Origin of the sequence: Candidatus Methanomethylophilus sp. 1R26, assembly GCF_001481295.1 — an archaeon.
Classification (GTDB): domain Archaea; phylum Thermoplasmatota; class Thermoplasmata; order Methanomassiliicoccales; family Methanomethylophilaceae; genus Methanomethylophilus.
In genome coordinates this window covers 17,796-44,557 of the sequence record NZ_LOPS01000014.1, presented here as the reverse complement: position 1 = coordinate 44,557, position 26,762 = coordinate 17,796, and the positions used below count along the sequence as shown (strand labels likewise).

Sequence of the window (26,762 nt, the reverse complement as noted above, 5' to 3'; positions counted from 1 at the left end):
GCATCGTCCGGCAATACGCTCGTTCGCAGCATCGACTGGAAACAGGGGCTCATCATCGCCATGGGCATCCCGATCCTCATCGTGCCGTCGCTTGCGGACCTGTCGGAGACGCTCTGGGCAATGAGCATCATTCTCTGGGTGCTCTCTGTCCTCTCGGGTTTCCTGCTGAACATCCCGCTCGGCGAGCTCTGCGCCACGTTCGGGGTCGCCGGCATCGGAGGGTCGATCCAGTACGTGTTCGAGGATGATGAGAAGTACAAGAGCAGCAAGATCAACTGGGGCCGCCTGGTCGGTTCGCTCGGAGCATGGGCGTATTTCGACACATGGGTTCCTGTGATCCCTATCTTCACCATCATGACCGGGGTCTACATCAACGATTATTTCGACCTGGGGTTCGACGGCGTCTCTAGCACGCTGTTCTACCTTCTCCTGGGTGTTCTGATCTACGGCTTCATCATCATCTCCGGGAGGAGGGGCTCGAGGGAGGCGCGAAGACCCAGCTCATCCTCGCGGCCATCACCATCGTCCCCATTCTGGTTATCTGCATCGCGCCCATGTTCACCGGCGACTTCCACCTCGGGACCATAACCGACGAGATGGTGCCTGACGGATGGAAATGGAACGGCAATGACATGCTGATGATCCTGGGATGCTTCACTGTCGCCCAGTGGTCTGCCGTCGGGTGGGAGTCCGCCGCCACTTACGGTGCAGAGTACAAGGAGCCCAGCAGGGATGTGCCGAAGGCGCTCTTCTCCTGCGGCCTCATGTGCCTCGCGATGTACTTCATCATCTCTTTCTGCATGTACGGCGCTCTCGGATATTCCGAGATCCACGAGAACGGGGCCTCCACGCTCATCCCCGTGGCCAAGTACGGCTTCGGCGACACCGGCGGTGCCGTCGCCGTCGTCCTGCTCATCGCAGGCATGGTCATGATCATCCAGACTGCGTTCCTGGGAACTGCCAGGACCATACAGATCATGGCCCGCGAGGGGAACTTCCCGCACATATTCTCGCGCACCAACATCTACGGCGTCCCGATGTACGCCATGTACTTCGAGGCGTTCATCGGATTCGTGGTCATACTGGCACAGATCACCTCCTCGCAGATCCTCGCCGTCTCCGCGCTCGGATTCGCCATCGCTCTCGCCATGTGCATGATGGCGTTCATAAAGTCCAGGCGCGACCCCAGGTTCAAGGACGTCAAGAGGATCTACCGCGCGCCAAGTGGGCGCTGGCAGGTGCCTGGTTCATGTGCCTCTTCGAGATCTTCTTCATGATCCCCGGGCTCCTGTACTATGTGTACAAGGGCATGGGGTTCGGATACGATATCGTCGCATCGCCGTCACCTTCCTCTATGTGCCCTGCTGGATCTTCATCCAGTGGTGGAACACCCAGGCTCATCCCTCCATGAGGCCCGGCGTCAGGTTCGAGAAGGAGGGCAACCCCTACCCGAAGCTGCTGACTCCGTTCGTGGTCGCGGGTATCGCCATCATGGTCTGCTCTTTCCTGGCATCGTGGATCACGTTCAGCGGGTCCGACATGCTCCTCCACGGGTATGAGCACCACCTGTACAGCGGGACGATGCTGCTCACCGCCGACGGGCCGGACGGCATACAGGCCTTCTTCCCTGCGGCCGTCCTCGTGCTGGGGATCATCGCCCTTGCTGCCGAGATCTGGAACTTCGTCATCCCCGGACGCTCTTCCAAGGCGGCGGTCTCCGCCGCCTTCGTCGCATCGGCAGTCGCGTTCGTCCTATCTGCCGCGTTCCTCTTCTGGAACCCCGACGGGGCATCTGCAGCCGACGGAGCGTACTTCGCGGCTGCTGGATCCATCATCGCCGCTGTGTTCGCTCTCCTGCAGACCGCAGGGGCCTTCGGGCGCTGCATGTCCGCATGAAGGATGCGGCGAAGCCGGAATCCGCCTGAGGGCGGGGAGGGGTCTCCCCCTCCTCAATTCAGATTTTGAAAACGTTTTGCGACATGTTGTGTGCCGTGTTTCTCATCTGTGTCTGTTTTTACACACTATCAGCTGGCCTCTGCAATATATTTAAGAATAAAGCGAAGATAGGCATTGGTGTTATACAGCAGGCGGATGGGGTACCTGTCAAGGTAACATCAATACAAGGTTGATGCCATGAAATCATACAACGAGGTCAAGAGGCTCCTCTCCAAAGACGATGTCGTCGTCTGCGACACCACCCTCAGGGACGGAGAGCAGACCGCAGGCATCGTCTTCTCCAACCTGGAGAAGTACAGGATCGCCCAGCTTCTCGACGATGCGGGCGTCCAGCAGATCGAGTCCGGTATCCCGACCATGGGAGCTGACGAGAAGGTCGCGGTCAGGCATATCGCCCACATGGGGCTCAACGCATCCATACTCGGATGGAACAGGGCCGATGTGCATGATATCGAGACCAGCATCGACTGCGACGTCGATTCCGTCGCCATCTCCATGTCCGCTTCCGATATCCACATCCAGCACAAGCTGAAGAAGGACAGGCAGTGGGTCCTGGACAAGATCACCGAGTCCGTCGAGTTCGCCAAGGAGCACGGCCTTTACGTGTCCTGCAACGGCGAGGACGCCTCCCGCGCCGATATGGATTTCCTCATCCAGTTCGTCAAGACCGCCAAGGACGCCGGTGCGGACAGGTTCCGCTACTGCGACACCATCGGAAGGGAGATTCCCAGCAACTGCTACGAGAGGATCAAGAAGATCCGCGAGGCCACCGGGATGGAGGTCGAGATGCACACCCACAACGACTTCGGGATGGCCACCGCCAACGCCGTCGCCGGTGTCCAGGCCGGTGCAAGGTTCCTCAGCGTCACTTCCATGGGCATCGGCGAGCGCAGCGGGAACGCTCCGCTCGAGGAGGCCGTCATGTCCTGCCAGCTCCTGCTCGGCAAGCAGACCGGAATCGTCCCCATCAAGCTGAAGCCGCTGGCCGAGTTCGTTTCGCGCGCCTCCGGCAGGGAGATAACCCCCGGCAAGCCGTTCCTCGGCAGCAACTGCTTCGCGCACGAGGCCGGTATACACGCCGACGGCATCATCAAGGATGCCCACAACTACGAGCCCTACGACCCCGCTATCATGGGACTTGAGAGGAAGATCGTCATCGGAAAGCACTCCGGGACCCACACCCTCATCAACGACCTCTCCAAGAGGGGCATCGACATATCCAAAGAGGATGCCGTCAAGCTCCTGGAGATGGTCAGGAAGGCCGCTGTCGGCCTGCACCGCAGCCTCACCTCCGATGAGCTCTACGACCTCTACAAGGACCTGAAGAACGGACAGGACCCGTTCGAGACCCTCTGAGGCCTTCCGGCCGGGCGGGCGGGGACACCCGCCGCCCTTGACGCCCGGCCTCTTCCGGAGCATCGCTCGATTTTTTCCTGAAAAATAATCTGCCGATATTCCGGATGCGGCGGTCCCGCCGAAACGTCTGTCTGTCCGATCGTTCAGCGGGAGCCTTTCCGGGCGGTTATGAAATAAGTATAAGGCAGCCACTCGACGGTGCCGTCCTCTCTGGTGAACTTGATGCTCTCCCAGACGTCTGCGGAGACCTCGGGGGCCCCGAGACCAAGCAGCACCGAGATGTCCCAGGCGGGCCTCCTCTGGCTGCTCATGTACAGCTTCCGGCGGAAGCCGTCGTCATCGGTGTTGACGGTGTTCCCGTTGCACCTGTAGAGGTAATCGGCGTTCTGCTGCTCCGCGAGCATGTAGTCCGGGTCGTTGAACTTGAGATAATAGTTCCCGTCGAAGATCATCATGGTCCCTCCCGGGCGGAGCGCCTTCATCCAGCTGGCATATGCTTTCCTGGGCTCCGTGAAATGCCAGGTGACCTTGCGGGACACGATGAGGTCGAACGTTCCCTCAGGGAAGTCCAGTTCCTGGGCGTCCTTTATCTTCATGAGCTCGACATCGACGCCTGCGTCAGCGAAGTTGCGGCGGGCCTGTGCCAGGATGCCGTCGGAATTGTCCACGGCGGTCATTCTGCAGCCCAGCCGGGCCAGGAATATGGACAGGAATCCGCCGCCGACGCCGATCTCCAGGGTCCTGAGGTGCTTCCCCCTGCAGAGCTCTCTCAGCCTGCAGTAGTACAGGGAGGATTCTTCCCTCGCGCGGTGCTCCTCGGCGAAATCGGATACCGCCGGAGCCGTTCTGTCATAACCCGCCCTGATCCTGTCGACGATCTCGGACCTGCTCTCCATCGAAAAGCGAATCGGAGATGCAGTAATAAAAGTTTCGAATGATTGTTATCTGAAGCATACGCTTCTTGAATGATGATATAAAAGAAGGAGGTTGGGGAACCTCCCCCCGCAGGGAGGGGAGGCCCTGCAGACCGCTCACTGGATGTGGAGGATCTGCATGTCGCCGGCGACCTCGCCGTTGGCCTTGATGCCGAAGGTGTCGACGAGGACCTTGGTGATCCTGGGGGTGAGGAACACAGGCAGCCTGGGGCCGAGCATGATGTCCTTGACGCCCAGCGAGAGCAGGGCGAGGAGGACGAGGCAGGCCTTCTGCTCGTACCAGGAGATGTTGAACGAGAGCGGGAGCCCGTTGACATCGGTGCCGAAGGCCTTCGCGAGCGCCTGGGCGATGACCACGAGCGAGTAGCAGTCGTTGCACTGACCGGCGTCGATGACACGGGGTATGCCGCCGATGTCGCCGAGGTCCAGTTTGTTGTAGCGGTACTTGGCGCATCCTGCGGTGAGTATGACGGTGTCCTTCGGGAGGCTCTGGGCGAAGTCGGTGTAGTAGGACCTGGGCTTCTCCCTGCCGTCGCATCCCGCCATGACCACGAAGCGCTTGATCGCTCCGGCCTTGACGGCATCGATGATCTTGTCGGCGAGACCCAGCACGGCCGCGTGGCCGAAGCCGACGGTCAGGTTCACGTTGTCGATCTCCTGGGGCGGGCTGCACTTCTTAGCCATCTCGATGAGCTCGGAGAAGTCCTTGTTCCCGTCCGCGTCGGCATCGATGTGCCTGACCCCGGGTACTCCGGCGACGCCGGTGGTGAACAGCCTGCCCTTGTATTCCTCAGGGGGTATGAGGACGCAGTTGGTGGTGGCGAGTATGGGACCGTTGAAGCTCGCGAACTCGGTCTTCTGCTTGTACCACGCGCCTCCGTAGTTGCCGCGGAGATTGGGGTACTTCCTCAGCTCGGGGTAGGCGTTGGCGGGGAGCATCTCGCCGTGGGTGTAGACATCGACGCCGGTGCCCTGGGTCTGCTCGAGGAGCATCTTCAGGTCCTTGAGGTCGTGCCCGGTGATCAGGATGCCGGGGTTCTTGCCGACGCCGGTGTTCACGGTGCAGGGGGACGGGGTCCCGTAGGTCTCGGTGTTCGCCTTGTCGAGGAGTGCCAGGCACTTGACGCCGACGCTTCCGCACTCCATGTTGAGGGCGACGAGCGCATCGGCGGTAAGGTCCGCCCTGAGCGAGGCGAGCGCTTTGCGGATGAAAGCGGGGACCTCAGGGTCGGTGTAGCCGAGCACCTTCGCATGGTGGTAGTATGCGGCCATTCCCTTGATCCCGGCGAGCAGGAGCTCTTTCAGGGACCTGAGGTCCGCGTTCTTGTCGTAGGAGTCGATCCCGATCTCCTCGGGGGAGGCCGCGCAGAGCCCGCACTCGAGGCCCAGGTCGCCGATGAACTTCTTGTTCGCTTTGAATGCATTCTCGATGGCCTCCAGGTCGAAGTTGGTGTTGCTGAGGGTCATGAACAGGCCGTCGACAGCCCTGGAATCGATGTCCTCGATGGCCTCGGGGCCGACCTTGCCGTCGACGGTCCCCTTGGAGAGAATGATGAGCGACTGGATGAGGCGGTCCTGCGCCTCCGCCACTGCTGCGGTCTTCCCGCAGACCCCGTTCCTCGTGCAACCTGTTCCCGCGATAGTCTCTTCGCACTGCCTGCATTTCATAGCGATTCTCTCCGTATGCTATCTTTAGTGTAGCAATTATCCAAATGATAGCAACGTATATATTCCCAAGGGTTTCTGAGAGTATACCATGGACCAGTCGTGCACCGTGTACAAGACCATGGAGTACCTTTCCAAGAAGTGGACCGTGCTTATTCTGCTCGAATTGTACAAGCGCAGCGGCGGGGGCACGGAATGGAAGAGGTTCTCGGACCTGATGAGATCGATGAAGAGTGTCACCCCCAAGGTCCTCTCGGAGCGCCTCAAGGAGCTCACGGAGGAGGGGCTGGTGGAGAACAGGGTGGACGCCTCCTTGTTCCCGGTCAAGAGCGAGTACCGGATGACCGAGGCCGGCAGGGAGCTGATGGACGCCGTGCACGAGATCAAGATGTGGGCCCTCAAATGGAAGATCTGCAACGAGGCCTGCAAGCGGCAGAACTGCATGGTCTGCATCCTCTGAGCAGGGGATGCTGCATCTCAGTACCCGTGTACGTCCGCACCGGGGGTCCCGGCCTGCGGCCGTCCGACCTATTATTTTTATTACGTTTAGAAAGTATTAATTAAATACTCGGCATGCATGGGGGTAGCTGAGACAATGAAACTGATCCACGCATCGGACCTCCACATAGGCAAGCAGCTTTACGGCATCTCCCTGGCGGAGGACCAGCGTTACATCCTGCATCAGATCGTGGAGGCCGCCCGCAGCGAGAAGGCGGATGCCATCGTCATAGCGGGGGATGTGTTCGATACCTCCCGGCCCCCGGAGGATGCGGTCAGTATCTTCAACGATTTCATGAACGAGGCCTCCGAGGGCTTCGAGATGTTCATCATACCGGGGAATCACGACTCGTCCGAGAGGCTGGGCATCTACCGTTCCCTGATGCGGAAGGGGATACACATATGCGGGCCGTTCCATTCGACCGGGAAAGCCGAGAGGTGCGTCTTCACCGACAGTCTGGGCGAAGTGAACATCTGGCTCCTGCCGTACATCCGCACCTCCACGGTCAGGCTGTACTACGGCGACCCGTCCATCGACACCTCCGAGAAGGCGTTCCGCAGGGTCTTCAGCGAGTCCGGCGTCGACCCGGCCGCCAGGAATGTGCTCGTGTGCCACCAGTTCATCGTCGGCGGGGACACGCCCCTGCAGACTTCGGATTCCGAGGAGGTGAGGCTCGACACCCTCGGCGGTGCGGAATGCGTCCCGTACAGGGTTCTGGATCCTTTCGATTACGTCGCCGCCGGGCACATACACCGTCCCCAGCGCATGGGCAGGGACACCGTCCGCTACTGCGGATCCCCGCTCAAATACTCGGAATCGGAGGCGGACGATTTCAAAGGCGTCGACTCTGTGGAGATCGGGGCCAAGGGCGAGGTCTCAGTAAGACACATCCCGCTGAGGCCCCTGCACGACGTGAAATGCGTATCGGGCACCGTGGATGATATACTGGCACATAGGGACGAGGTCGCCGGCTGCTTCGTCTACGCCAATGTGGTGATGAGCTCCAGCATCGGCAACATCCAGGAGAGGCTGAGAGCGGCGATCCCCCTGCTCATGCATGTTCATTACGATTCCCCGGGAGCTGCCGTCTCCGCGGAGAACGCCATGAAAGCACGCGAGATGGAGTCCAAGCCCCCTGCGGACCTGTTCGCGGAGTTCTTCGAGAAGGTCACCGGCAGGAAGCTCACGCCGGAGCAGCGCAAGGTGCTGCTGGCGGCCGCCGAGCGCGCGGAGGCCGGGGAATGAGGCTTATATCCCTGGAGATGGGAGCCTTCGAGTCGTACGCCTCCAGGACCAGGATCGACTTCTCGTCCCTGGAAGGGCTGTACCTGATCGAAGGCAACACCGGCGCCGGGAAGACCGCCATCTTCGATGCCGTCACCTATGCTCTCTACGGTCAGACCAGCGGTTCCGACCGCAATGACAGGAGGCTCAAGAGCACCTTCGCGCCGGAGGACGCCGTGCCGTTCGTGGAACTGGTCTTCGAGCACCAGGGGCAGGAATACAAGGTGCGGAGGACGCCTTACTACGAGCGCCCGAAGAAAAGAGGCGAAGGGGTCATCCTGGAAAGCCCCACCGCGGCCCTCTGCCTTCCGGGGAAGAAGGAGATCTCCAAAGTCGCCGACGTGAACGCCGAGATAAAAAACATCATCGGGCTGGACGCGACCAATGGAGGCAGACCGTGATGCTGGCACAGGGGAAGTTCATGCTCATGCTGACGGCGAAGACCGAGGAACGCAGCTCGATCCTCTCGAGTGTCTTCGGCACCGAGAAGTACCTCAGTCTGACTGAGGCCCTGAAGAGCATCGCCGACGAGAACAGCGGGAACGCCGGGGGCCTCCTGGAGAAGGTCAGGGCCAAGCTCTCGGGCATCATGGACCAGTCAGGGGCGCCCGCTCTCGAGTCCTCGATCGCCGAAGGGCGGATTCTCGATCCCAAGGGGTGGAAAGACCGCGCCGCCGACCTCGCCCGCGCGGACGCCCGCATCTTGGAGACCGCTGTGTCAGATTCTGAGCGCACGATGGAATCGTCGAAGGCGGCCGATGCGGAGCTGAACGCCGCCAAGTCCCTGGAAGAGGCGTTCGTCCGCCTGGAGAACGACAGTGCCAGACTGAGGTCCCTGGAAGAGAGGGCCCCGGAGATCGAGGCCAAGTCGGCCGCCGCCGGCAGGAGGGAGAAGGCCATATCCCTGCGCCCAGAGGAACAGGCCGCATCCAATGCGAGGACCGCTGTGTACGAGGAGAAGGACAGGCTCCAGAGGATATCCGACGGGATCGTCGGGAAGGAGGCCGCCGTCCAGAGGGCGGAGAAGGTCCTGAAGGAGGCCGAGTCGGCGGCAGAAGGCGAGGAGGCCCTCAGGATCAGAGCAGGCAGGCTCGACTCCATGGCAGGCGACTATGACAGGGTGGATGCGGCCAGCCGCCGCCTGGAGGAACTTGGTAAGAAGCAGGAGGATGAGGAGAAGTTCGCCGGGCAGATCTCTGCGAAGATTGAGGAAGCGTCCGAGACCGAGAAGGAATGCAAGGCCATAATCGACAGCGGAGAGGGTTCTGCGGCCAAGGCCGCGGAGCTGATGGACGCCCTCAGGAGCATGGATGACGCGCTGAAGATCCTGAGGAACATCAGGGCCGACAGCGCGGAACTGGAGAAAATGGAGGGGAAGCTCTCCGAGGCCGAAGAAGCGCTGAAGAGGAAGGCCGTCTCCCGTGCCAGGATATCTGACGAATGCAAGGAGAAGGAAGACCTGTTCTACATGGGACAGGCAGGGATCCTGGCCGGCAGGCTGAGGCCCGGATGCCCCTGCCCCGTATGCGGCTCGGCCGTCCATCCGTCCCCTGCTCCTGTTCCCGAGGGTGTGCCGGACAAGGAGGAGGTCGACAGGCTCAGGGAGAGCAAGGCCAATGCCGATGCGGACTTCGAGAAGGCCGCCGCCGAACGCCATAGATTCGCCGAAAGATGCGATGATATCAAGGTACGCATCCGCGCGCAGTCCACCGAGCTGAAGGCGGACTGCGGGCTCGATGCCGCCGAAGGGACGGGGGCCGTCGAGAAGCAGATCGCTTCCATGGAATCCGAGCGCGATGCCGTCGCCGAGGACTTCAATGCGGCCCATGAGAAGGCCGAGGCAGTGGAGAAGGCCCAGAAGGACATCGCCGCCTGCCGCGAGAGCCTGACCGATCTCAATGCCAGCCAGAGGGCATCGGACCAGAGGATCGGAGACATACGTTCCGAGCTCAGCCGGAACCGCGAGATCGTCAACGGAACGAAACTGGACAAAGACTTCGCCACCGGTGCGGCGGCTAAGAAGGGCGCCGAGGAGATGAGGGCCCGCGCCGACGGCCTGAAGAAGGCGCTGGCTGACGCGACAGACGCTCTGAACACGGCCAGGTCCAATCTGTCCGAGGATATACGCATCAGAGATGACAGGAAAACGCGCGTAGAGGACCTCGAGAAGGCCGCTGATAAAGCGGAGAAGGATTTCGCGGATGCGCTGGCACATGCAGGGTTCAGCAGCATCGAGGAATACTCGGCGCTGCTCGACGATACCGTCCTGAGCAGCCTGAGAGAGGATATCGAGGCATACCGCTCCGATCTCGATACCGTCAGGGGCGCCATCGAATCCGATAACAGGGCGATCGCCGGCAGGGCCCGCCCGGAGAACATCCCGCAGCTTACCGAAGCGGCGGACAGGGCGAAAGAAATCCACGATGAGGCAGTGAAGAAAGAGGCGTCCGTCAGGAACCGCATGGAATCGAACAGCAAGCTCCTGAAGGAGGCCTCCGATGCGTTCGACGAGTACGAGAGGGAAGGGCGCCGGCAGGATGAGATAAAGGAGCTTGCCGACGTCGCGGACGGGAGGATGAAAGGGACTCAGAGGATATCATTCGAGATCTACGCCCAGCAGGTCTACATGGACGGCATCCTCGAGGAAGCGTCCCGCAGGCTGGCGGTCATGACGGGCGGCCGCTACCTGCTCCGCAGGAGCGAAGGCGGAGAGGATAACAGGTCATCCCATGCTCTCGACATCTATGTCTACGACAGCGATGCGAACGCGGTCCGCCCGGTCAGCACCCTGTCGGGCGGGGAATCCTTCATGGCCGCCCTGTCCCTCGCGCTGGGTCTTTCCGATTCCGTGGCCGAGAGGTCCGGCGGGACCGAGATAAGCACCCTGTTCATCGATGAGGGCTTCGGGTCGCTCGACGGTGACGCGCTGAGGCAGGTCATCAAGGTCCTCGAGGGGATCGCCTCGGACGGCGGGAAATCGGTGGGGGTCATCTCCCACGTCGAAGAGCTCAGCGACAGCATCCCGATGCAGGTGCGCGTGAGCTACGACAAGAGCCGCGGCAGCCGCATAGATATCCGCCGGGACTGACCCGGCGGTGGGCCTCCTGCAGGCCCGATCTTTTTTCAGTTCCTCTTGAAGTACGAGTAAAGGTACACCAGGACTAGGATCAGGGAAGAGATCGCCGCCACCACAAGGTGGCCGAAGAAGCTGACGCTGTTCGGGACGATCAGGATGATCACGAAGTCCAGCATGATGACGGTGATCCATCCGTTCAGCTCGACGACGAACTTGGTGAGGCGGTAGTTCAGGGAGCGGCGCTTGGCCAGGTTCCCGGCAGATGCCCTCCTCTCGGCATCCAGCAGCACACGCTCGATGAACTTGAAGTTGAAGATCATCTTGTACAGGAACGGGATGAGCATCAGGAAGTTGATCACCATGACCGCTTCTGTCGCGCTGTAGCTCTCCATCAGGGTGTTGTCCGCGATGAACTGGGACAGCGTCGGCGTCGCCAGGAAGAATATTATCTCGATCAGGACGATAACGACGATGTCCACGTAAGCATAGGTCAGCCTGACGCGGAAGTTCTTCTGGGTGTTCTTCGAGGCGTTCTCGATCTTGTTGAAGAAGGAGTTCCTCAGCTTGTCGACCTCCTGCATCCCCATCTTGATGCGCGTGGGGGTGTGGTTGGAGACGGCATCGTAGATCTCGTCGGCCTTGCTGTTGATAGGCGGCAGGAGGATCATGGACACCAGCGCCGCACCGATGACGGCCGCATAGAAGTCGCTCGAGAGGATGCCTGCATCCAGCGCTTCCTTGCCGATGATGAAGGCGAACTCGCCCATGGCGACCAGCGAGATCGAGGCGTAGAAGGATTTCCTCATCGGCTTGTTGCCCAGGTAGTATGCCACCAGGACGGAGGCCGTCTTCAGGCAGAAGTAGATGAGGTAGATGGCGATGATGAGGCCGATGTTATCGATCAGGTAGGAGGGCTTGATCTCCAGCCCGATCGAGATGAAGAACATCATCATGAAGACTTCCTTCATCGGCTCCACCATCGTGGAGACCTTCGTCACCGGTTTAGACTGGGATACTATGACTCCCATGAGGAAGGCCCCGATGGCCATGGACAGCCCTACCTGAGTGGCCATCCATGCCATGGCAAAACAGAGTCCCAGCGATACGATGAGCACGACCTCGGAGGAGTTCCTGTCGCTGGTCTTGGCATCGACCCAGTTGATGAACCTGGGCACCACCAGCAGCCCTATGGCCACTGCAGCCACCATGAAGGCGATGATTTTCAGGAACATCCAGATGATGGCGCTGATCTCCATGTCGCTGCCGCTCATCATGGGGGTGATGGCCGAAAGGATGATGACCTGTGCCACATCCTCCACGACGGTGATGAGGACCACCGTCTCCACCTCCTCCTTCGTGAGCCTCACCTGGTCCTTGAGGACCACGGTGACGACGGCGGTGGACGAACCGGATATGATGGCGCCGAACACGATGGACTGCAGCGAGTCGAGTCCCAGCAGGGAGCCTCCCAGATAGCCGCCCATCAGCATCAGCGGCACCTGGATCATCACCACCATGATAGCGAACGATCCCGTCTTCTTCAGCTTCTGGAGGTTGAGCTCCATCCCTATGCCGAACATCATGAAGACGAGTCCGAGATCGGAGAGGAACCCTACGATGTCGTCCGTGTCCTGAGAACGCCCCGACCAATAATTGGCGAGGATGATGCCTGTTACGAGGTAGCCGATGATCGCCGGCATCTTCAGTTTCTTGAAGATGACCGAGCAGATTCCTCCCAGCAGCAGGAGGATGGTCATGTTCTCAAGCAGAACGACTTCTTCCAATCCGGCACCCCTTCCCTTCGTGCCTCATCGGATTTAAAATTATAAAACTGTTCTAAGGAAGGCTGGCCGCCGGAGCCTCCGCCGGCATCCTCGGGAGGATGCCGCGGAACGGCCTCCGGCAGCGTCTGGCACATCACTGCTGCTTCTCGCTCTGCTTAGCAGTGGATGCGGTCCTCTCCATGAGCACATCGATGGAGGGGTTCATGGAAGCGGTGACGATGGCATCGATCTTCTCGGCGAGGTCGTAGCCGTCGTCGGGCATGCCGTCCTTTATCCACTGGATGATGATCCCGGTGTAGGCGTAGGAATACACCCTGGCGAGGAACACGGCATCCCTGGAGTCCATGCGGCCGTCGGTCTTGATCATGATGGCTCGGTGATCTTCCTGATGCTGAATTCGATGAAGTAGTTCTCGAGCTTCTCCTTCTCGGAGGATTCGAGGACTTGGGTTATGACGTCCTTGTTGCGCTTGCAGTAGTCGAAAGACTCCTTGACGAGGAATCTCCACGGCACATAGCTGCCGGTGTTGTGGGGGTCGTTCTTCGTGTCCTGCTCGAAGATCCAGATGATCATATCGAAGACGTTCTTGAAGTGGTAGTAGAACGTCTGACGCGATATGTTGCACTTCTCGGTGATATCAGAGATGGTGATCTTGCTGTACTCCTTCTCCTCGAGAAGTTCCTTGAACGCCTGGACTATCCTCTCTTTGGTATTGTCCGACATATGTTTCCGCCCATTATACATTCTAATATAAAAAATAACGGCAATAACATATCTATTAATTGTATGGCTAGCAGGTTGTCATGTTCGGTGTTTAAGTTATAATAAGATACTTAACAATCCGCTACAGCAAGATGTACTTAAATGTGCATATCTCATCCGCCAATGGAGAACTTTTAAATTCATGATAGGATTCAGCCGTGCCATTAAGTAGCACGGCAGTTCCCGGCGGAGGGCCGGGGCCGCCCTCGATAAAGAAAGGAGGAACCAGACATGGATGGAAAAGGAATCCGCATGGAGAGGATCATGGACAGGAAGACCGGCCGCGCCGTCATAATCCCGATGGACCACGGGATATCGAACGGCCCTATGGAGGGCCTCTACGACATGAAGGCCACGGTCGATGCTGTCACCAACGGCGGCGCGACCGCCGTCATCATGCACAAGGGGCTCATCCGCTACTCCTACAGGGGATCGGGGAAGGATGTCGGGCTCATCATCCACCTCTCGGCGTCCACCGATGTCAACCCAGCGCAGGCCAACCACAAGGTGACCGTCACCACTGTGGAGGAGGCCATAAAGTACGGGGCGGACGCGGTATCCATACAGATCAACTACGGAGACGAGTACGAGTCCGAGATGGTCCGCGAGGCCGGCGAGATCTCAAGGAAGTGCACCGAGTGGGGCATGCCGCTCGTGATCATGTCCTACGCCAGAGGCCACGACGTCAACTCCTTCGACCCCCACCAGATCGCCCATGTAGCCCGCGCCTCCACCGAGCTCGCGCCGATCTCGTCAAGGTCAACTACACCGGAGACATCGATTCCTTCCATGAGGTCGTCCGCGGCGCCCTCGCGCCCGTCCTCATCGCCGGCGGGCCCAAGATGAGCACCGACATGGATGTCCTCAACATGGTCGCGGACTCCATCGAGGCCGGCGGCCGCGGCGTGTCCATGGGAAGGAACGTCTTCCAGAACAAGAACGTCGAGGGCATCACCCGCGCATCTCGAAGATCGTGCTGGAGAACTACAGCGCCGAGGAAGCGGCCAGGTTCCTCACCGACGACTGCTCTGAGGAAAAGCGCCGCGCCGGGAAGGCCTGAGGGGGCCGGGGCATGGAAGAGGCCAAGAAGATCTTCGTCAGGGCCGACCTCCCGGCCGTGAAGGACGACAGGAAGGCTCTCGTGACGAACGGCCTCGAGGCCGGGATCGTCTCATACATCCTCCGGGACGAGGACCCGGAGTTCCGGAAGCTCGGGAAGATGGAGGACGCCGTCATGACCAAGGACGGCAGGTCCGTCGACCCGGCCTGGGAGATCGCGCGCATCGATTCCCCCGAGGACCAGGAGAAGGTGCTCGCCCTCGCAGGGTCGAAGAAAGGGGTCATCGTGGAGACCGGCGATTGGTCGGTCATCCCCCTGGAGAACATGATCGCCAGGTTCCGCGGCTCCGGGACGAAGATCTATGCCGTCGCGAAGACCAAGGAGGATGCCGAGCTCTACCTCAAGACCATGGAGAACGGGACGGACGGCATTGTCATCGACACCTCCGATCCGGCGGAGATCGGCAGGTTCAGGGACCTGGTCGGGACTCCCGCCCCCGTGGAGCTCAGCGAGGTCACCGTCGAGGACGTGAAGCCCATCGAGATGGGCGACAGGGTATGCGTCGACACCTGCAGCCTCATGCACCCCGGGGAGGGGATGCTCATCGGGTCATACTCCAACTGCCTCTTCCTGGTGCAGAGCGAGAGCGAGGACAACGGGTACGTCGCGACCCGCCCGTTCCGCGTGAACGCCGGGGCCGTGCACGAGTACTGCATGGTCCCCGGAGAGGGCACCAGGTACCTGTCGGAGATATCCGCCGGGGACCCGGTCCTCATCGTAGGCCGCAGCGGGAACGCCAGGGTCGGCTCGGTCGGGCGCTGCAAGGTGGAGGTCAGGCCCCTGCTCATAGTCAGCGCCTCGGACGGGAGCAGGACGTACAACGTCATACTCCAGAACGCCGAGACCATCAAGCTGGTCACTCCCGAGGGAGCGGTGCCGGTCACCGAGCTCAAGAAGGGCGACAGGGTCCTCGCGCACGTCGAGACCGGGGGACGCCACTTCGGGATGAAGGTCGAAGAGACCATCACGGAGAAGTGAGCGATGCGCGTCTGCGCGGCCTACGGGTCCGTGCCGGCCGCGAAGGCTGAAGCGGACCTGCACGAGGTCCGCCTGGACGTCTTCCGCGGGATGCCCCAATGGCTGGGGGAGGACTGCGTCGTCACCCTGGCGGGGCACAGTGTCTCCGAGGTGCCGGCAGGCTTCCGCGGGCTGGTGGACGCCGGGGACTCCGATGCCGAGATCCCGTTCAGGAGGATCCGCTCGGTCCACGATTTCGAAGGGACTCCCTCAGAGGATGTTCTGGTCGATTCGCTGAACGGAGGGACCCAGGAGGTCTCGAAGTATGCCTGCGCCGTGCATTCGTTCTCAGATCTGCACACCATCTGCCTTGCGTCAAAGAGGGTATCCCGCCCGCATGTCCTGCTGGGCATGGGCGAGACCGGCACGGTGACCCGCATCAGGAGCTCTGTCCTCGGGAACCTCTTCACCTTCGGCTACGTCGGGAGCCCCACTGCCCCGGGGCAGTTGTCTGCAGACAGGATGAGGGAGCTCGGCGACGGATGCGAGGTGCTCGGCATCGCCGGGCACCCTCTGGGTCATTCGCGCTCGCCCGCGATGCAGGAGGCGGCCATGCGGGCCGCCGGCATCAGCGGGATCTATCTGAAGTTCGACTCCCCGGACACGGAGCACCTGGCGGACGTCATGCGCGAGTACCGCATCAGGGGGATGAACGTCACCGTCCCGCACAAGGTCGCGGCCATGTCCCAGGCGGATTCCCTGGAGGGGCCCGCGAAGGAGATCGGCGCCGTGAACACCCTCGCCAACAGGGACGGCAGGATCCTGGGGGCCAACACCGACTGGGAAGGCGTGGTGCATGCCTTCCGGAAGGCCGGAAGGGAACTGAGATCGTGCTCCAAGGTGCTCGTGTTCGGAACCGGCGGGGCCGCCCGGGCAGGAGTCTATGCGGCCATGAGCCAGGGATGCTCGGTGGCCGTCCTCGGGAGGAACCCGGAGCACGTATCTGCGATATGCCGGGACCTTGGGGCGGAGCCCGCCTCGGATCGCTCCGTCAGGGGCTTCGACGCCATCATCCAATGCACCCCGATAGGGATGAAGGAGGACGGGGACTACATGTTCGATCTGTCCGAGATCGGGCCCGGCACGGCCGTCATGGACATGGTGTACAACAGGAAGACCGCACTGGTCTCGGCCGCCGAGAAGAAGGGATGCACCGTTGTCTCCGGCATCGACATGCTGGTCGGGCAGGGTGCGGCATCCTTCCGCAGATGGTTCGGGAAGGATGCGGACATACAGGCCATGGAGCGCGCCGCCCAATGATAGGCACAGGCACCTCGCACGGGTGCATCTCGGTGATGAACGGGATCGTCAGCGGGACGGGAGCGGTCATCGGCATCGACCTTGCGACGCATGCCGTCTATCGCGAAGAGGGCACGGCCCAGGAAGTCGAGGTCGTCGGAGAGCAGACCGATACCGGCCTTGCGCGGATATGCGTCCGCAGGGCCCTCGAGTCTATCGGAGCGGACCCTTCCGTTGGCTATCATCTGTCGGTATCATCGGACATCCCGCCGTCCCGCGGTCTGAAGAGCTCCAGTTCCGTCTGCAATGCCGTCATCAAGGCGGTGTACAGTGCCCACGGGGCCGAAGCGGACATCATGGACATCATCGAACTGGGAGTCCAATGCGCCAAAGAGGCCCGCGTTACCGTCACCGGATCTTTCGATGACGCCGTCGGCTGCGAGCTCGGAGGTTTCATCGTGACCGACAACCGCACTGATACCATCCTCAGGAAGGAGCCGGTCGACCCCATGGACGCAATCGTGTTCGTCCCGGAGCGGGTCAAGGTCCGCGTGCCCCGCGAATCATACGAGGCGAGGGCGGCCGACATGGAGATGATCAAGGAGGTCTGCCTGCGCGACCCCCTGGCGGCCATGACCATGAACGGGAGGCTGATCGCCGAGATAACCGGCGAGAGCCAGGAAATAATCGATGATCTTCTGGAGGCCGGGGCCTTGGCGGCCGGGATATCCGGTACCGGGCCGGCCGTGGCCGCATTGTGCAGGAAAGGGGAGGGGAAGGGGATCTCCGCCCGTCTCCCCTACCGTACCCTGCTCGCGGAGACGAGGTAACATGGGAGACATAGTGTTCTCGGGAGGGCGCGCGGAGGGAGAAGTATCACCTCCGCCGTCGAAGAGCCATACCCACAGGGCGATAATCATGTCCGCGCTGTCGGAGGGCAGGTGCAGAGTATCCTCCCCGCTCCTGTCGTTCGACACCCGCTCCACCATCGGGGCGGTCAGGCGCATGGGCGCCGAGGTCCTGGAGGAGGACGGATACCTGGACATCTTCACCGAGGAGCTGCATGCGCCGGACGGGCCCATCGACGTCGGGAACTCCGGTACGACCCTCAGGATCATGACCGGGATCGCATCCGTCTTCGGGTCCGAGACGGTGCTGGACGGCGACAGTTCCATCAGGAAGAGGCCGATGGGGCCCCTCCTGGACTGCCTATCCGCCGCAGGGGTGTCATGCTCCTCGGAGGGCGGGAAGCCTCCCGTCAGGGTAAGGGGGCCGATCGCATCGCCCGTATTGACCATCGACGGCGGGGTCTCCTCCCAGTTCGTCACCTCGCTGATCATGTCAGCGCCCCTGACGGGGCGCCCGACCGACGTCCGCATCACCGGGCACCTCGTCTCGAGGCCGTACATCGATATCACGACGGAGATGATGCGCAGGTTCGGCGTGGAGGTCGGCGAGTCCGCGGAAGAAGGGTGCCGCGTCTACCATGCCGAGCCGCAGCATTACAGGCCGGCGGATTACCGCGTGCCTGCCGATTTCTCCTCGGCGGCCTTCCCGCTCGTCGCAGGAGGGCTCGCCGGGAAGGTCACTGTCCGCGGGATGGACCCGAAGGACCCCCAGGGGGACAAGAGGATAGTCGATGTGCTGAAGGAGGCCGGGTGCAGGGTGGAGGAATCGGGAGATTCCATAACATGTGCCAGCACCGGGAACCTCGAAGGAGCGGAGATCGACATGGGCGATATGCCGGACCTCTTCCCCGTGGTCGCGGTGCTGCTGAGCACCGCCAAAGGCAGGAGCAGGCTCTACGGCGCTCCCCAGCTGAGGTTCAAGGAGAGCGACAGGATCGCCCTCACCGAGAGGATGCTGAGGTCCCTGGGCGCCGACATCACCGGGACATCGGACGGATGCGTGATCAACGGCGTGGAGAGGCTGCACGGCGCGAGGATCGAGCACTGCGGCGACCACCGCATGCTCATGGCCGCCGCGGTGGCGTCCTTGGTCGCCGACGGGCCCGTCTCCATGGACGACGATGCCTGCTGGAACGTCTCATACCCCGGGTTCCCGGAGATGATGCAGTCGATAGGGATGAAGGTCGAACGCCGCCGATCCCGGTATTCCTCTTTCCGGGACGGTGCTTTCACTCTGCGCTGATGAGGATGAACTCGGTGGCGTTGTCCTTCCGGTCCTCGGCGTTCTCCATGACCAGGTGCAGGCCGTAATGGAGGCCGGCCTCCTTGCGGCAGACCACGGCGCAGTCGGCCGGGAGCCTTCCGTCCGATACCATCTCGGCGGCCACCGCAGTATCGGAGATCTCCTTCCGGGCGGCCCCGGGGTAGAGCCTGTCCAATGTCCCCCTGCATTGACCCAGCGCCTGCACGTGGGACGCGACCATGCTCACCTTGGCACCGGGGCTTCTGACGAAGATGCATTGGCGGACGGGCATGCTCCTCCTCATGAGCACTTTGTGCGGGAAGCCCTCCAGGGCCTTCTCCGTCTCGATGACCGGCCCGAACGTGGAGTTGCGGACGGCCAGGACCCCCAGGTCGATGCTTCCTTCGCGCAGGGCCCCGACGACCCCGCGGGCGGTCTCCAGCGGGACCTCCTCGGCGTCGATGCCCAGCTCCGCTGCCATGCTCTGGGTCATCCCCTCGGTGAACGAGAACGGGATGCCCATGTAGCCTATGCGGGTCATTTCTTCCCATCCCCGGCGTCGGTCTTGACGGCGACCTTCTTCCTCTGGCGCCCGCCGGTCTTTTTGATCTTGCCCTGGTCGATCGCCCACTGGTAGTTATCGATCTCGTTGGGGGCCACCAGCACCCTGTCCCCTTTCTTGTACTTCATGCCGGTGGACCAGTTGGTGAAAGGTGCCAGCACCCTGTACTCGTCGGCGTCCATGACGATCTCGGTGATGTTCGGCCTGCCTTTGAGCTGCGAGTAGGTGCCGGTGTGCATCTCCGCGTGCCCGTCCTTGACCTCTATGACCTTGGTGCATACCGAGTCCAGGAAGTAACGGTCATGGGTGACTGCGATGATGGTGCCGCCGTACTCCTTCAGGGCCTCCTCTATGGCGTGCCTGGCCGGGATGTCCAGGTAGTTAGTGGGCTCGTCGAGGACCAGGACGTTGGTCTCCTTGAGCAGCAGGATGGTCAGCGCCACCCTGCACCTCTGCCCGCCGGAGAGGGTGGACATGGGGCGGCTGACCTCCTCGCCGTACAGGAAGAAACGTGCCAGCAGGTTGCGGGCGTCCGCCCTGCGGTCCTTCCCGATGATCTGCAGCACCTGCTCCTCGGCGGTCAGCCGGAGGTCGAGGTCATCATGGTGCTGGGAATAGTACCCGATCTTGGCGCCTGGGGCGATCCAGAGGTCTCCTTCGCAGGGGATCTCGCCGATCATCGCCTTAACCAGCGTCGATTTGCCCTGGCCGTTGGCCCCGAAAACTCCGATCCTGTCCCCTTTGTGGACCTCCAGGTTCACATGCTTGAGAACGTCCTTCCCGCCGTAGCTTATGGAGCAGTCCTTCATGGTGAAGACGTTCTTCCCGGACTTGTGGGCGGCCTCGATCCTGACGGTGATCTCCCGGGATTCCACAGGCTTCTCCTTGACCTCCATCTTGTCGATCATCTTCTCGCGGGTCTGTAGGTCGCGGAGTACCACATGTCGTGGTGCATCTGGGCGGCGATCTTCTCCTGCTGCTTCTTGTTCTGGGTATAGCGGAGGTACTCCTTCTCCTGGCGGTTGATGTCGATCATCTTCTTCATGATGAAGTCGGAGTAGTTCCCCTTGTACTCCCGGGTCTTGCCGTTCTCGATCTCCACCATGCGGGAGGTCATCTTGTCCAGGAAGTAACGGTCGTGGGAGACCACCAGGAACGCCAGCTGGCTGGCGATCATGTAGTCCTCCAGCCACTCGATGGTGTCGATGTCCAGGTGGGAGGTGGGCTCGTCCATGACCAGGATGTCGCAGTCCGATGCCTGGACCACGATCCTGGCGAGCATGACCTTGGTGCGCTCTCCCCCGGACAGCGTGTCCATGTAGCGGCCCATCATCTCACCGGGGTCGAGGCCCACCTTAGAGAGCGCCTCCTCGAGCTTGTGCTCGTCGGCCACGTCGCAGCTCGCCAGCTTCTGCTCCAGGTCCGCGTACTCGGTGGCGAGGGCATTCCAGTCGATGTCCCCTCCCTCGGCCATCTTCCGGTCGATCTCGCCCATCCTGCTCTTGATGTTCTCGATGTGACCGTAGGGCCTGCCGAGGACCTCGCGGACGGTGACGTGCGACGACTCTGCGAACTGTTCCAGGTATCCGATGCGGTGGGTCCTGCGGATGACCTCGCCCGTGTCCGGCTGCTCTATGCCGAGGAGGATCTTGATGAAGGTGGACTTCCCCGCGCCGTTGATGCCGATGAGCCCTATCGCATCGTGCTCGTTTATCTGGATATTGGCGTCGGTGAGCACCTTGTTGGGCCCGAAAGACTTGGTGACCGATTCGGCTCTGAACAGCATGATCGGCCGGCTCAATGCACGCACGGGATTAAAAAGTGAGGGAAAGGGGATAAAGGCAGAAACGGCCGAAAAGTTAACATATATATTTTACAAAAACTGATTTTGTATATTGATTAATCAATTGTTATCCCCGATTATGTTAACGAGTGTTAAATCAATGATTAACATATGTTCTCCATAAACGTTAACAAACGGTCCAGAAAACCATGGCAGATATACCCCCGAAGGGTATAAATCGGACATCATTATCGGGCAGGTCGTGGAAACGATTGTTAACTTCTCGGAATGCGGGGACTGCATGAAGTCCAGGGAACATTCCAAAGAAGAATATGACAAACTCATCCATCGTTTGAATCGTATAGAAGGGCAGATCCGCGGCATACGCGGGATGCTGGAGAAGAACGCCCCCTGCCCGGACATAATAGTCCAGACCTCGGCGGTCAACGCCGCCCTGAACTCGTTCAACAGGGAGCTGCTGTCGGGCTACATCCGCACCTGCGTCTCGTGCGGGATGCTCCGGGGCAATGACGAGGCCGTCGAGAAGCTGATGACGGCGCTGCAGAAGACCATGAAGTGAAGGCGAAGGAAAACATGAGCAGAGAAGACGGAGACGGAGAGCAGGAGACCGGCGGCCTCCTGCAGGTGGAAGGGCTGACGGCCGAGGCCGACGGCAGGGAGATCCTGCACGGGATCGACCTGGATATCGGGAAAGGCGAGGTCCATGTCCTCATGGGCCCTAACGGGGCCGGGAAGTCCACGCTCGGTTGCACCCTGATGGGGGACCCGCGCTACCGGGTCACCGGCGGAAAGATATTCTTCAAGGGCCGGGACATCACGGGCGAGACCGCCGATAAGCGCGCGAAAGAGGGCATGTTCCTCTCGTTCCAGGCGCCGGTGGAGGTCCCAGGAATCACGCTCGGGGAGTTCCTGAGGACGTCCCTCCAGCAGAAGACCGGGAAGAGGATGAAGTACTTCGAGTTCAGGGACGCGGCCAAGAAGAGCATGCAGCTTCTGAACATGGACATCTCCTACCTCGACAGGGAGCTCAACGTGGGCTTCTCCGGAGGGGAGAAGAAGAAGGCCGAGGTGCTGCAGCTGCTGATGCTGAAGCCTGACCTGGCGGTCCTGGACGAGACCGATTCCGGGCTGGATGTGGATGCCGTCCGCACGGTATCGGCGGGGATCAGGCAGTACAGGGAGACCGTCGGCGGGTCCCTGCTCATCATCACCCACAGCACCAGGATTCTGGAGTCCCTGGACATCGACAGGGTCCACGTCATGGTCCGCGGGAAGCTCGCGGCCGCCGGCGGGCCGTCCATGATAGACGAGATCAACAGGAACGGATTCGCGGAGTACGAGCATGAGCGAAGGCAGGGACAGCATCAGGGAGAAGCTCCGCGATGCCGACAGCGGGCAGAGCATCTACGATTTCAGGAACGACGAGAAGGACTCCTTCAGGATGGAAGAGGGCCTCACGCCCGAGATCGTCAGCAGGATCTCGGACGAGAAAAAGGACCCGCAGTGGATGCGCGAGTTCAGGCTGAAGTGCCTGGACATCTACAACCGGATCCCCGTGCCGGACTGGGGGCCCTCGATCGAAGGGCTGGACATCGGCAGGATCGCCACATATGTCCGCCCCAACACGAAGATGCAGGGCGATTGGAAGGACGTCCCGAAGGACATCAAGGACACCTTCGAGAAGCTCGGCATCCCGGAGGCCGAGCGCAGGTCGCTCGCGGGAGTGGGAGCGCAGTACGACTCCGAACTCGTCTATCACAACGTGAAGGACGAGGCGGCCAGGCAGGGCGTCGTCTACACGGACATCGAGAGCGCCATGCGCGGCGAGTATGCTGACATGATACGCGAGCACTTCATGAAGCTCGTGCCGCCGGGGGACCACAAGTTCGCCGCCCTCCACGGGGCCGTGTGGTCCGGCGGGTCGTTCGTCTACGTTCCGCCCGGCGTGCACCTCGATTTCCCGCTGCAGTCGTACTTCCGGCTGAACGCGAAGGGCGCGGGGCAGTTCGAGCACACGCTCATCATCGTCGGCGAAGGGGCGTACCTGCACTTCATCGAAGGCTGCTCGGCGCCGAAGTACAACGTCGCCAACCTGCATGCCGGATGCGTCGAGCTCTACGTCGGGAAGAACGCGACCCTGCGCTACTCCACGATAGAGAACTGGTCGAAGAACATGTACAACCTCAATACCAAGAGAGCCAGGGTGGAGGAGGGAGGCAAGATCGAGTGGGTCTCCGGGTCGTTCGGGTCGCACACCTCGTACCTGTACCCGATGAGCATCCTGAACGGCAGGGGGGCGAGCTGCGAGTTCACCGGCATAACCTTCGCCGGGAAGGGGCAGGAGCTGGACACCGGAGCGAAGGTCGTCCACAACGCCCCCTGCACCTCGTCGCACATCAGCACCAAATCGATCTCCAAGGACGGGGGCGTCAGCGTGTTCAGGAGCGCGGTCGTCATAAACCCGCAGGCCAAGGGCAGCAAGGCGTCCGTCTCCTGCCAGTCCCTGATGGTCGACGGCATCTCGAGGTCCGACACCATCCCGGCGATGGACATCAGGACCAACGATGCCGATGTGGGCCATGAGGCGCGCATAGGCAAGATCAGCGACGATGCGGTGTTCTACCTCATGTCGAGGGGCATATCCGAGGAGGACGCCCGCGCGATGATCGTCACCGGGTTCGCCGGGGACGTGTCCAAGGAGCTCCCGCTGGAATACGCGGCGGAGATGAACAATCTGATCAACCTCGAGATGAAGGGAGGGATCTGATGATCGGAGAAGGGAAGATGGATATGAGGATCGACAGGCTGCCGTCCCCCACATGGAAATGGCTCGGCGTGAACTATGCCGATGTATCAGCAGATATGCCGGAGGCCGCCGCGCCGGAGATATCGGTCCCGGCTGGGTCTGCAGTATCCGTCTCCAGGACGGACGCGGAGGGCTGCAGGGAGATTAGGACCGGGTGCGGCCCGGACATGTTCCGGCTGGTGGATGCCGCCGGGGACCCTGCCTACCGGGTCTCGGCGGCCGCAGGCGGGAAGAACGCGGAACCGGTCATCATCCGCGCGGATTTCGCCGGAGGCAGGAGTCAGGCATTCCGCGCTGTCCTGCGCGCGGAGGAGGATGCGGATCTGACGGCTGTTATGGTCCTGTCGTCCGCTCCCGGCGCGGAAGGGCAGGCGGCGGTGCAGACCCTCATCGACGCCGCCCCCGGAGCGAGGGTGCGCCTGGTGCTGGTGGACCTCCTGGGAAGCGGTTTCCGCCTGATCAGCGACATCGGCGGGAGGCTGGGGGACAGCGCCTCCGCCGACATCGCTGCTGTGATCCTGGGAGGCAGGGAGATATACGCCGGCTGCAGCATCGATCTTGCCGGCGACTCCAGCCGCCTAGGGGCGGACGCGGGTACATGATAGGCGGGGACACGGTGCTGGACATGAACTACGAGGCGGTGCATCGCGGGAAGAGGTCCGAGTCCCGCATGGACGCCGACGGTTCCCTGTGCGATAGGTCCAGGAAGACCTTCCGCGGGACCATCGATTTCCGCAGCGGATGCGTCGGCTCCAAGGGGAGCGAGAAGGAGGATATACTGATGTTCGACGATGGGGCGGAGAACAGGACCGTCCCGCTGATACTGTGCGCCGAGGAGGACGTCGAGGGCGATCATGGGGCAACCATCGGGAGGCTCGACGACGAGGTCCTCTTCTACATGGGGTCGAGGGGGATAGACGCGCAGAGCGCCTACAGGGCGGTCGCGGACGCCCGCCTCAGGAAGCTGTGCCGCGCGATTCCGGATGCCGGGATACGCCTGGAGGCCGAGCGTTTCTTCGATGCCGGCGCGGAGGAGGGAGATGAATGATCGATGAGGAGAGGGCGGCGGAGCTCAGGAAGGGCTTCCCGCTGCTCAGGGACAGCACCGTGGCCTATCTGGACAATGCCGCCACGGCGCAGAGGGCGCAGTGCGTGATGGACGCGGTCGACCGGTTCTACCGCACCGCGAACGCGAACCCGTACAGAGGGGTATATGAACTGAGCGAGGAGGCCACCGAGGCCCACGAGCACGCCAGGAGGACCGTCGCAGGGTTTATCAACGCCTCCAGGCCGGAGGAGATAATCTTCACCAGGAACGCGACCGAGGCGCTGAACCTCGCCGCCTACAGCCTGAGCGAGCTCCTCCTCAGGCCGGGGGACGAGGTGCTGGTGACGGTGTTCGAGCATCACAGCAACATCCTGCCCTGGCAGCAGGCCGCCAAGCGCACGGGCGCGGTGCTCAGGTACATCGAGTGCGGGCAGGACGGGAGCGTCACAGAGGAGGCGTTCCGTTCCGCCCTCACGCCGAGGACGAGGATAGTCTCCATGGCACAGGTCTCGACGTCCTCGGCAGGCTGTACGACATCAAGACGTTCGCGCGCATCGCCCATGAGAACGGCAGCGTGTTCGTCTGCGACGGGGCGCAGAGCGTCCCGCACATCCCGGTGGACGTGCAGGAGCTGGACGTCGACTTCCTGGCGTTCTCCGGCCACAAGATGTACGCCCCCATGGGCATCGGCGTGCTCTATGGGAAGATCGGGTACCTGGAGAAGATGCCCCCGTTCATGACCGGAGGGGAGATGATCGAGTATGTCCGCCGCGACAGCGCGACGTACGCGGAGGTCCCGCACAAGTTCGAGGCCGGGACGGTGAACGTGGGAGGGGCCGTGGGGCTGGAGGCGGCCATAGAGTACATCAGGTCCGTCGGGATGGAGGACATCCGGCAGAGGGAGGAGATGCTGACCTCCTACGCGATGGAGAAGCTGAAGGGCATCAGGGGTGTGCGCATCATAGGCTCGGACGATCCGGCAGAGCACATCGGGATCGTCACCTTCACCCTGGACGGCGTGCACCCGCACGATGTGGCGTCCATCCTCGATGCGGACGGCATCGCCGTGCGCGCCGGCCATCACTGCGCCCAGCCGCTCATGGCCTTCATCAAGAACGCTGACGGCACGCCGGTCTCGGCCACCGTGAGGGCGAGCTTCGCCTTCTACAACACGAAGGAGGAGATCGACAGGCTGGCCGCCTCGCTCTCGAAGATCAGGAGGGAGATGGGCTATGCCGACCGATACTTTCTACGGCGAGGTCCTGACCGACCACAACCTCCATCCGGGGAACAAGCGGAGGATCGAGGGGCCCACCGCGGAACTGGAAGGGGTGAACCCCAGCTGCGGGGACGACATCGTCCTGCAGCTGAAGGTCGGAGAGGACGGCAGGATAGAGGATGCCGCATTCTCAGGCAGCGGATGCGCGGTGTCCCAGGCGTCCGCCGACATGATGTGCGATCTGGTCATCGGGCGCAGCAGGGAGGATGCCGCCCGCCTCGCGGGCATCTTCATGCGCATGATCAAGGGAGAGGCCGGCCCGGACGAGATAAGGGATCTGGGCGAGGCCGGCTGCCTGGAGGATGTCTCGCGCATGCCGGCGCGCGTGAAATGCGCCGTGCTCGGATGGCGCACGCTCATCCGGGCTCTGGGCGGCGAATGAGTGAATAGCGGGAACCTATCCCGGGACAGTCCGGCCT

General features: G+C 61.8%; 25 protein-coding genes and 4 pseudogenes. 21 read left to right on the top strand and 8 right to left on the bottom strand.

Translation table 11 applies throughout. The features are described 5' to 3' along the window. The 5 genes and pseudogenes from AUQ37_RS10725 to nifV all read left to right on the top strand — a co-directional run. Positions 1–588: pseudogene (locus tag AUQ37_RS10725) on the top strand (hypothetical protein); the annotation flags it as partial. Continuing rightward, positions 504–1,277, top strand: coding sequence for an APC family permease (locus AUQ37_RS10720; protein WP_320408844.1), 774 nt, complete (start codon positions 504–506; stop codon positions 1,275–1,277). The pseudogene AUQ37_RS10725 and the gene AUQ37_RS10720, both read left to right, overlap by 85 nt. Continuing rightward, the gene (locus AUQ37_RS10715) at positions 1,250–1,411 is read left to right on the top strand and encodes a hypothetical protein (RefSeq protein ID WP_201013676.1); all 162 of its coding nucleotides are present in this window, start codon (positions 1,250–1,252) and stop codon (positions 1,409–1,411) included. The genes AUQ37_RS10720 and AUQ37_RS10715 overlap by 28 nt, the downstream gene beginning before the upstream one ends. Beyond that, on the top strand, positions 1,357–1,896 hold the full coding sequence (locus tag AUQ37_RS10710; protein ID WP_201013675.1) for a hypothetical protein: 540 nt from the start codon (positions 1,357–1,359) through the stop codon (positions 1,894–1,896). The genes AUQ37_RS10715 and AUQ37_RS10710 overlap by 55 nt, the downstream gene beginning before the upstream one ends. 237 nt (positions 1,897–2,133) lie before the next feature. Then, on the top strand, positions 2,134–3,312 hold the full coding sequence (nifV, locus tag AUQ37_RS02980) for a homocitrate synthase (protein WP_058747347.1): 1,179 nt from the start codon (positions 2,134–2,136) through the stop codon (positions 3,310–3,312). Positions 3,313–3,455: 143 nt separating this feature from the next. On the opposite strand, the gene AUQ37_RS02975 is transcribed toward nifV, so the two are convergent. Then, positions 3,456–4,208, bottom strand: coding sequence for a class I SAM-dependent methyltransferase (locus AUQ37_RS02975; RefSeq protein ID WP_058747346.1), 753 nt, complete (start codon positions 4,206–4,208; stop codon positions 3,456–3,458). A gap of 135 nt (positions 4,209–4,343) precedes the next feature. Then, a complete protein-coding gene (hcp, locus tag AUQ37_RS02970) occupies positions 4,344–5,915 on the bottom strand; it encodes a hydroxylamine reductase (protein WP_058747345.1) in 1,572 nt (523 codons plus the stop codon). A gap of 88 nt (positions 5,916–6,003) precedes the next feature. Between hcp and AUQ37_RS02965 the strand changes: the two genes are divergently transcribed. From AUQ37_RS02965 to AUQ37_RS02950, 4 genes are all read left to right on the top strand, one after another. Next, positions 6,004–6,372, top strand: coding sequence for a helix-turn-helix domain-containing protein (locus tag AUQ37_RS02965; RefSeq protein WP_058747344.1), 369 nt, complete (start codon positions 6,004–6,006; stop codon positions 6,370–6,372). Between the two features lie 135 nt (positions 6,373–6,507). Then, positions 6,508–7,656, top strand: coding sequence for an exonuclease SbcCD subunit D (locus AUQ37_RS02960; RefSeq protein ID WP_058747343.1), 1,149 nt, complete (start codon positions 6,508–6,510; stop codon positions 7,654–7,656). Further along, positions 7,653–8,096: an AAA family ATPase gene (locus AUQ37_RS02955; RefSeq protein WP_082662377.1), complete on the top strand. Its 444-nt coding sequence runs from the start codon at positions 7,653–7,655 to the stop codon at positions 8,094–8,096. Before AUQ37_RS02960 ends, AUQ37_RS02955 begins: the two co-directional genes overlap by 4 nt. Next, positions 8,096–10,783 carry an SbcC/MukB-like Walker B domain-containing protein gene (locus tag AUQ37_RS02950; RefSeq protein WP_058747341.1) on the top strand — a complete coding sequence of 896 codons (2,688 nt, stop codon included), beginning with the start codon at positions 8,096–8,098 and terminating at the stop codon, positions 10,781–10,783. The genes AUQ37_RS02955 and AUQ37_RS02950 overlap by 1 nt, the downstream gene beginning before the upstream one ends. Positions 10,784–10,818: 35 nt before the next feature. On the opposite strand, the gene AUQ37_RS02945 is transcribed toward AUQ37_RS02950, so the two are convergent. The 3 genes from AUQ37_RS02945 to AUQ37_RS02935 form a co-directional block, all read right to left on the bottom strand. After that, positions 10,819–12,555, bottom strand: a complete 1,737-nt coding sequence (locus AUQ37_RS02945) for a cation:proton antiporter (protein WP_082662376.1) — start codon at positions 12,553–12,555, stop codon at positions 10,819–10,821. 133 nt (positions 12,556–12,688) lie between these two features. Next, positions 12,689–12,922 (bottom strand): TetR-like C-terminal domain-containing protein, encoded by a 234-nt coding sequence (locus AUQ37_RS02940; protein WP_058747340.1) that lies wholly within the window; start codon positions 12,920–12,922, stop codon positions 12,689–12,691. Continuing rightward, a complete protein-coding gene (locus tag AUQ37_RS02935; protein ID WP_058747339.1) occupies positions 12,919–13,278 on the bottom strand; it encodes a TetR family transcriptional regulator in 360 nt (119 codons plus the stop codon). The genes AUQ37_RS02940 and AUQ37_RS02935 overlap by 4 nt, the downstream gene beginning before the upstream one ends. Before the next feature lie 270 nt (positions 13,279–13,548). On the opposite strand from AUQ37_RS02935, the pseudogene AUQ37_RS02930 reads away from it, so the two are divergent. The 5 genes and pseudogenes from AUQ37_RS02930 to aroA all read left to right on the top strand — a co-directional run bounded on the left by AUQ37_RS02930 (position 13,549) and on the right by aroA (position 18,844). Beyond that, positions 13,549–14,377: pseudogene (locus AUQ37_RS02930) on the top strand (2-amino-3,7-dideoxy-D-threo-hept-6-ulosonate synthase). A 12-nt stretch (positions 14,378–14,389) separates the two neighbouring features. Next, positions 14,390–15,415, top strand: a complete 1,026-nt coding sequence (locus AUQ37_RS02925; protein ID WP_058747338.1) for a 3-dehydroquinate synthase II — start codon at positions 14,390–14,392, stop codon at positions 15,413–15,415. Between the two features lie 3 nt (positions 15,416–15,418). Then, a complete protein-coding gene (aroE, locus tag AUQ37_RS02920) occupies positions 15,419–16,714 on the top strand; it encodes a shikimate dehydrogenase (protein ID WP_058747337.1) in 1,296 nt (431 codons plus the stop codon). Then, on the top strand, positions 16,711–17,523 hold the full coding sequence (locus AUQ37_RS02915; protein ID WP_058747336.1) for a shikimate kinase: 813 nt from the start codon (positions 16,711–16,713) through the stop codon (positions 17,521–17,523). Before aroE ends, AUQ37_RS02915 begins: the two co-directional genes overlap by 4 nt. A 1-nt stretch (position 17,524) precedes the next feature. Beyond that, on the top strand, positions 17,525–18,844 hold the full coding sequence (gene aroA, locus AUQ37_RS02910) for a 3-phosphoshikimate 1-carboxyvinyltransferase (RefSeq protein WP_058747335.1): 1,320 nt from the start codon (positions 17,525–17,527) through the stop codon (positions 18,842–18,844). Here aroA and AUQ37_RS02905 read toward each other — a convergent pair. From AUQ37_RS02905 to AUQ37_RS10700, 3 genes are read right to left on the bottom strand one after another with little or no spacing between them, the layout of a single operon-like run. After that, complete coding sequence (locus AUQ37_RS02905; protein WP_058747334.1) at positions 18,831–19,385, bottom strand: prephenate dehydratase domain-containing protein; 555 nt, start codon at positions 19,383–19,385, stop codon at positions 18,831–18,833. The genes aroA and AUQ37_RS02905 overlap by 14 nt on opposite strands. After that, positions 19,382–20,347 (bottom strand): ATP-binding cassette domain-containing protein, encoded by a 966-nt coding sequence (locus AUQ37_RS10705; protein WP_201013674.1) that lies wholly within the window; start codon positions 20,345–20,347, stop codon positions 19,382–19,384. The genes AUQ37_RS02905 and AUQ37_RS10705 overlap by 4 nt, the downstream gene beginning before the upstream one ends. Continuing rightward, positions 20,311–21,192 carry an ATP-binding cassette domain-containing protein gene (locus AUQ37_RS10700; RefSeq protein ID WP_201013673.1) on the bottom strand — a complete coding sequence of 294 codons (882 nt, stop codon included), beginning with the start codon at positions 21,190–21,192 and terminating at the stop codon, positions 20,311–20,313. Before AUQ37_RS10700 ends, AUQ37_RS10705 begins: the two co-directional genes overlap by 37 nt. 259 nt (positions 21,193–21,451) lie before the next feature. Here AUQ37_RS10700 and AUQ37_RS02895 point away from each other — a divergent pair, with 259 nt between their 5' ends. The 7 genes and pseudogenes from AUQ37_RS02895 (at position 21,452) to sufU (ending at position 26,725) form a co-directional block, all read left to right on the top strand. Continuing rightward, positions 21,452–21,769, top strand: coding sequence for a metal-sensing transcriptional repressor (locus tag AUQ37_RS02895; RefSeq protein ID WP_201013672.1), 318 nt, complete (start codon positions 21,452–21,454; stop codon positions 21,767–21,769). A gap of 14 nt (positions 21,770–21,783) precedes the next feature. Next, positions 21,784–22,485, top strand: a pseudogene (gene sufC / locus AUQ37_RS13435) (Fe-S cluster assembly ATPase SufC); the annotation flags it as partial. Positions 22,486–22,552: 67 nt separating this feature from the next. Next, positions 22,553–23,977, top strand: coding sequence for a Fe-S cluster assembly protein SufB (gene sufB, locus AUQ37_RS02880; RefSeq protein ID WP_082662374.1), 1,425 nt, complete (start codon positions 22,553–22,555; stop codon positions 23,975–23,977). Beyond that, positions 23,977–24,618, top strand: a complete 642-nt coding sequence (locus tag AUQ37_RS02875; protein WP_058747330.1) for a hypothetical protein — start codon at positions 23,977–23,979, stop codon at positions 24,616–24,618. Before sufB ends, AUQ37_RS02875 begins: the two co-directional genes overlap by 1 nt. Next, positions 24,615–25,064 carry a SufD family Fe-S cluster assembly protein gene (locus AUQ37_RS02870; RefSeq protein WP_058747329.1) on the top strand — a complete coding sequence of 150 codons (450 nt, stop codon included), beginning with the start codon at positions 24,615–24,617 and terminating at the stop codon, positions 25,062–25,064. The genes AUQ37_RS02875 and AUQ37_RS02870 overlap by 4 nt, the downstream gene beginning before the upstream one ends. Further along, a pseudogene (locus AUQ37_RS13430) lies at positions 25,061–26,304 on the top strand (aminotransferase class V-fold PLP-dependent enzyme); the annotation flags it as partial. The gene AUQ37_RS02870 and the pseudogene AUQ37_RS13430, both read left to right, overlap by 4 nt. After that, complete coding sequence (gene sufU / locus AUQ37_RS02860) at positions 26,297–26,725, top strand: Fe-S cluster assembly sulfur transfer protein SufU (protein ID WP_058747348.1); 429 nt, start codon at positions 26,297–26,299, stop codon at positions 26,723–26,725. The pseudogene AUQ37_RS13430 and the gene sufU, both read left to right, overlap by 8 nt. Positions 26,726–26,762: the final 37 nt, after the last annotated feature.

Coding starts and splice junctions, on each gene's coding strand:
- AUQ37_RS10715 (WP_201013676.1), top strand. CDS start 1,250: ATGTGCCTCTTCGAGATCTTCTTCATGATCCCCGGGCTCCTGTACTAT.
- nifV (WP_058747347.1), top strand. CDS start 2,134: ATGAAATCATACAACGAGGTCAAGAGGCTCCTCTCCAAAGACGATGTC.
- AUQ37_RS02975 (WP_058747346.1), bottom strand. CDS start 4,208: ATGGAGAGCAGGTCCGAGATCGTCGACAGGATCAGGGCGGGTTATGAC.
- hcp (WP_058747345.1), bottom strand. CDS start 5,915: ATGAAATGCAGGCAGTGCGAAGAGACTATCGCGGGAACAGGTTGCACG.
- AUQ37_RS02965 (WP_058747344.1), top strand. CDS start 6,004: ATGGACCAGTCGTGCACCGTGTACAAGACCATGGAGTACCTTTCCAAG.
- AUQ37_RS02960 (WP_058747343.1), top strand. CDS start 6,508: ATGAAACTGATCCACGCATCGGACCTCCACATAGGCAAGCAGCTTTAC.
- AUQ37_RS02955 (WP_082662377.1), top strand. CDS start 7,653: ATGAGGCTTATATCCCTGGAGATGGGAGCCTTCGAGTCGTACGCCTCC.
- AUQ37_RS02950 (WP_058747341.1), top strand. CDS start 8,096: ATGCTGGCACAGGGGAAGTTCATGCTCATGCTGACGGCGAAGACCGAG.
- AUQ37_RS02940 (WP_058747340.1), bottom strand. CDS start 12,922: ATGATCAAGACCGACGGCCGCATGGACTCCAGGGATGCCGTGTTCCTC.
- AUQ37_RS02935 (WP_058747339.1), bottom strand. CDS start 13,278: ATGTCGGACAATACCAAAGAGAGGATAGTCCAGGCGTTCAAGGAACTT.
- AUQ37_RS02925 (WP_058747338.1), top strand. CDS start 14,390: ATGGAAGAGGCCAAGAAGATCTTCGTCAGGGCCGACCTCCCGGCCGTG.
- aroE (WP_058747337.1), top strand. CDS start 15,419: ATGCGCGTCTGCGCGGCCTACGGGTCCGTGCCGGCCGCGAAGGCTGAA.
- AUQ37_RS02915 (WP_058747336.1), top strand. CDS start 16,711: ATGATAGGCACAGGCACCTCGCACGGGTGCATCTCGGTGATGAACGGG.
- aroA (WP_058747335.1), top strand. CDS start 17,525: ATGGGAGACATAGTGTTCTCGGGAGGGCGCGCGGAGGGAGAAGTATCA.
- AUQ37_RS02905 (WP_058747334.1), bottom strand. CDS start 19,385: ATGACCCGCATAGGCTACATGGGCATCCCGTTCTCGTTCACCGAGGGG.
- AUQ37_RS10700 (WP_201013673.1), bottom strand. CDS start 21,192: ATGCTGTTCAGAGCCGAATCGGTCACCAAGTCTTTCGGGCCCAACAAG.
- sufB (WP_082662374.1), top strand. CDS start 22,553: ATGAGCGAAGGCAGGGACAGCATCAGGGAGAAGCTCCGCGATGCCGAC.
- AUQ37_RS02875 (WP_058747330.1), top strand. CDS start 23,977: ATGATCGGAGAAGGGAAGATGGATATGAGGATCGACAGGCTGCCGTCC.
- AUQ37_RS02870 (WP_058747329.1), top strand. CDS start 24,615: ATGATAGGCGGGGACACGGTGCTGGACATGAACTACGAGGCGGTGCAT.
- sufU (WP_058747348.1), top strand. CDS start 26,297: ATGCCGACCGATACTTTCTACGGCGAGGTCCTGACCGACCACAACCTC.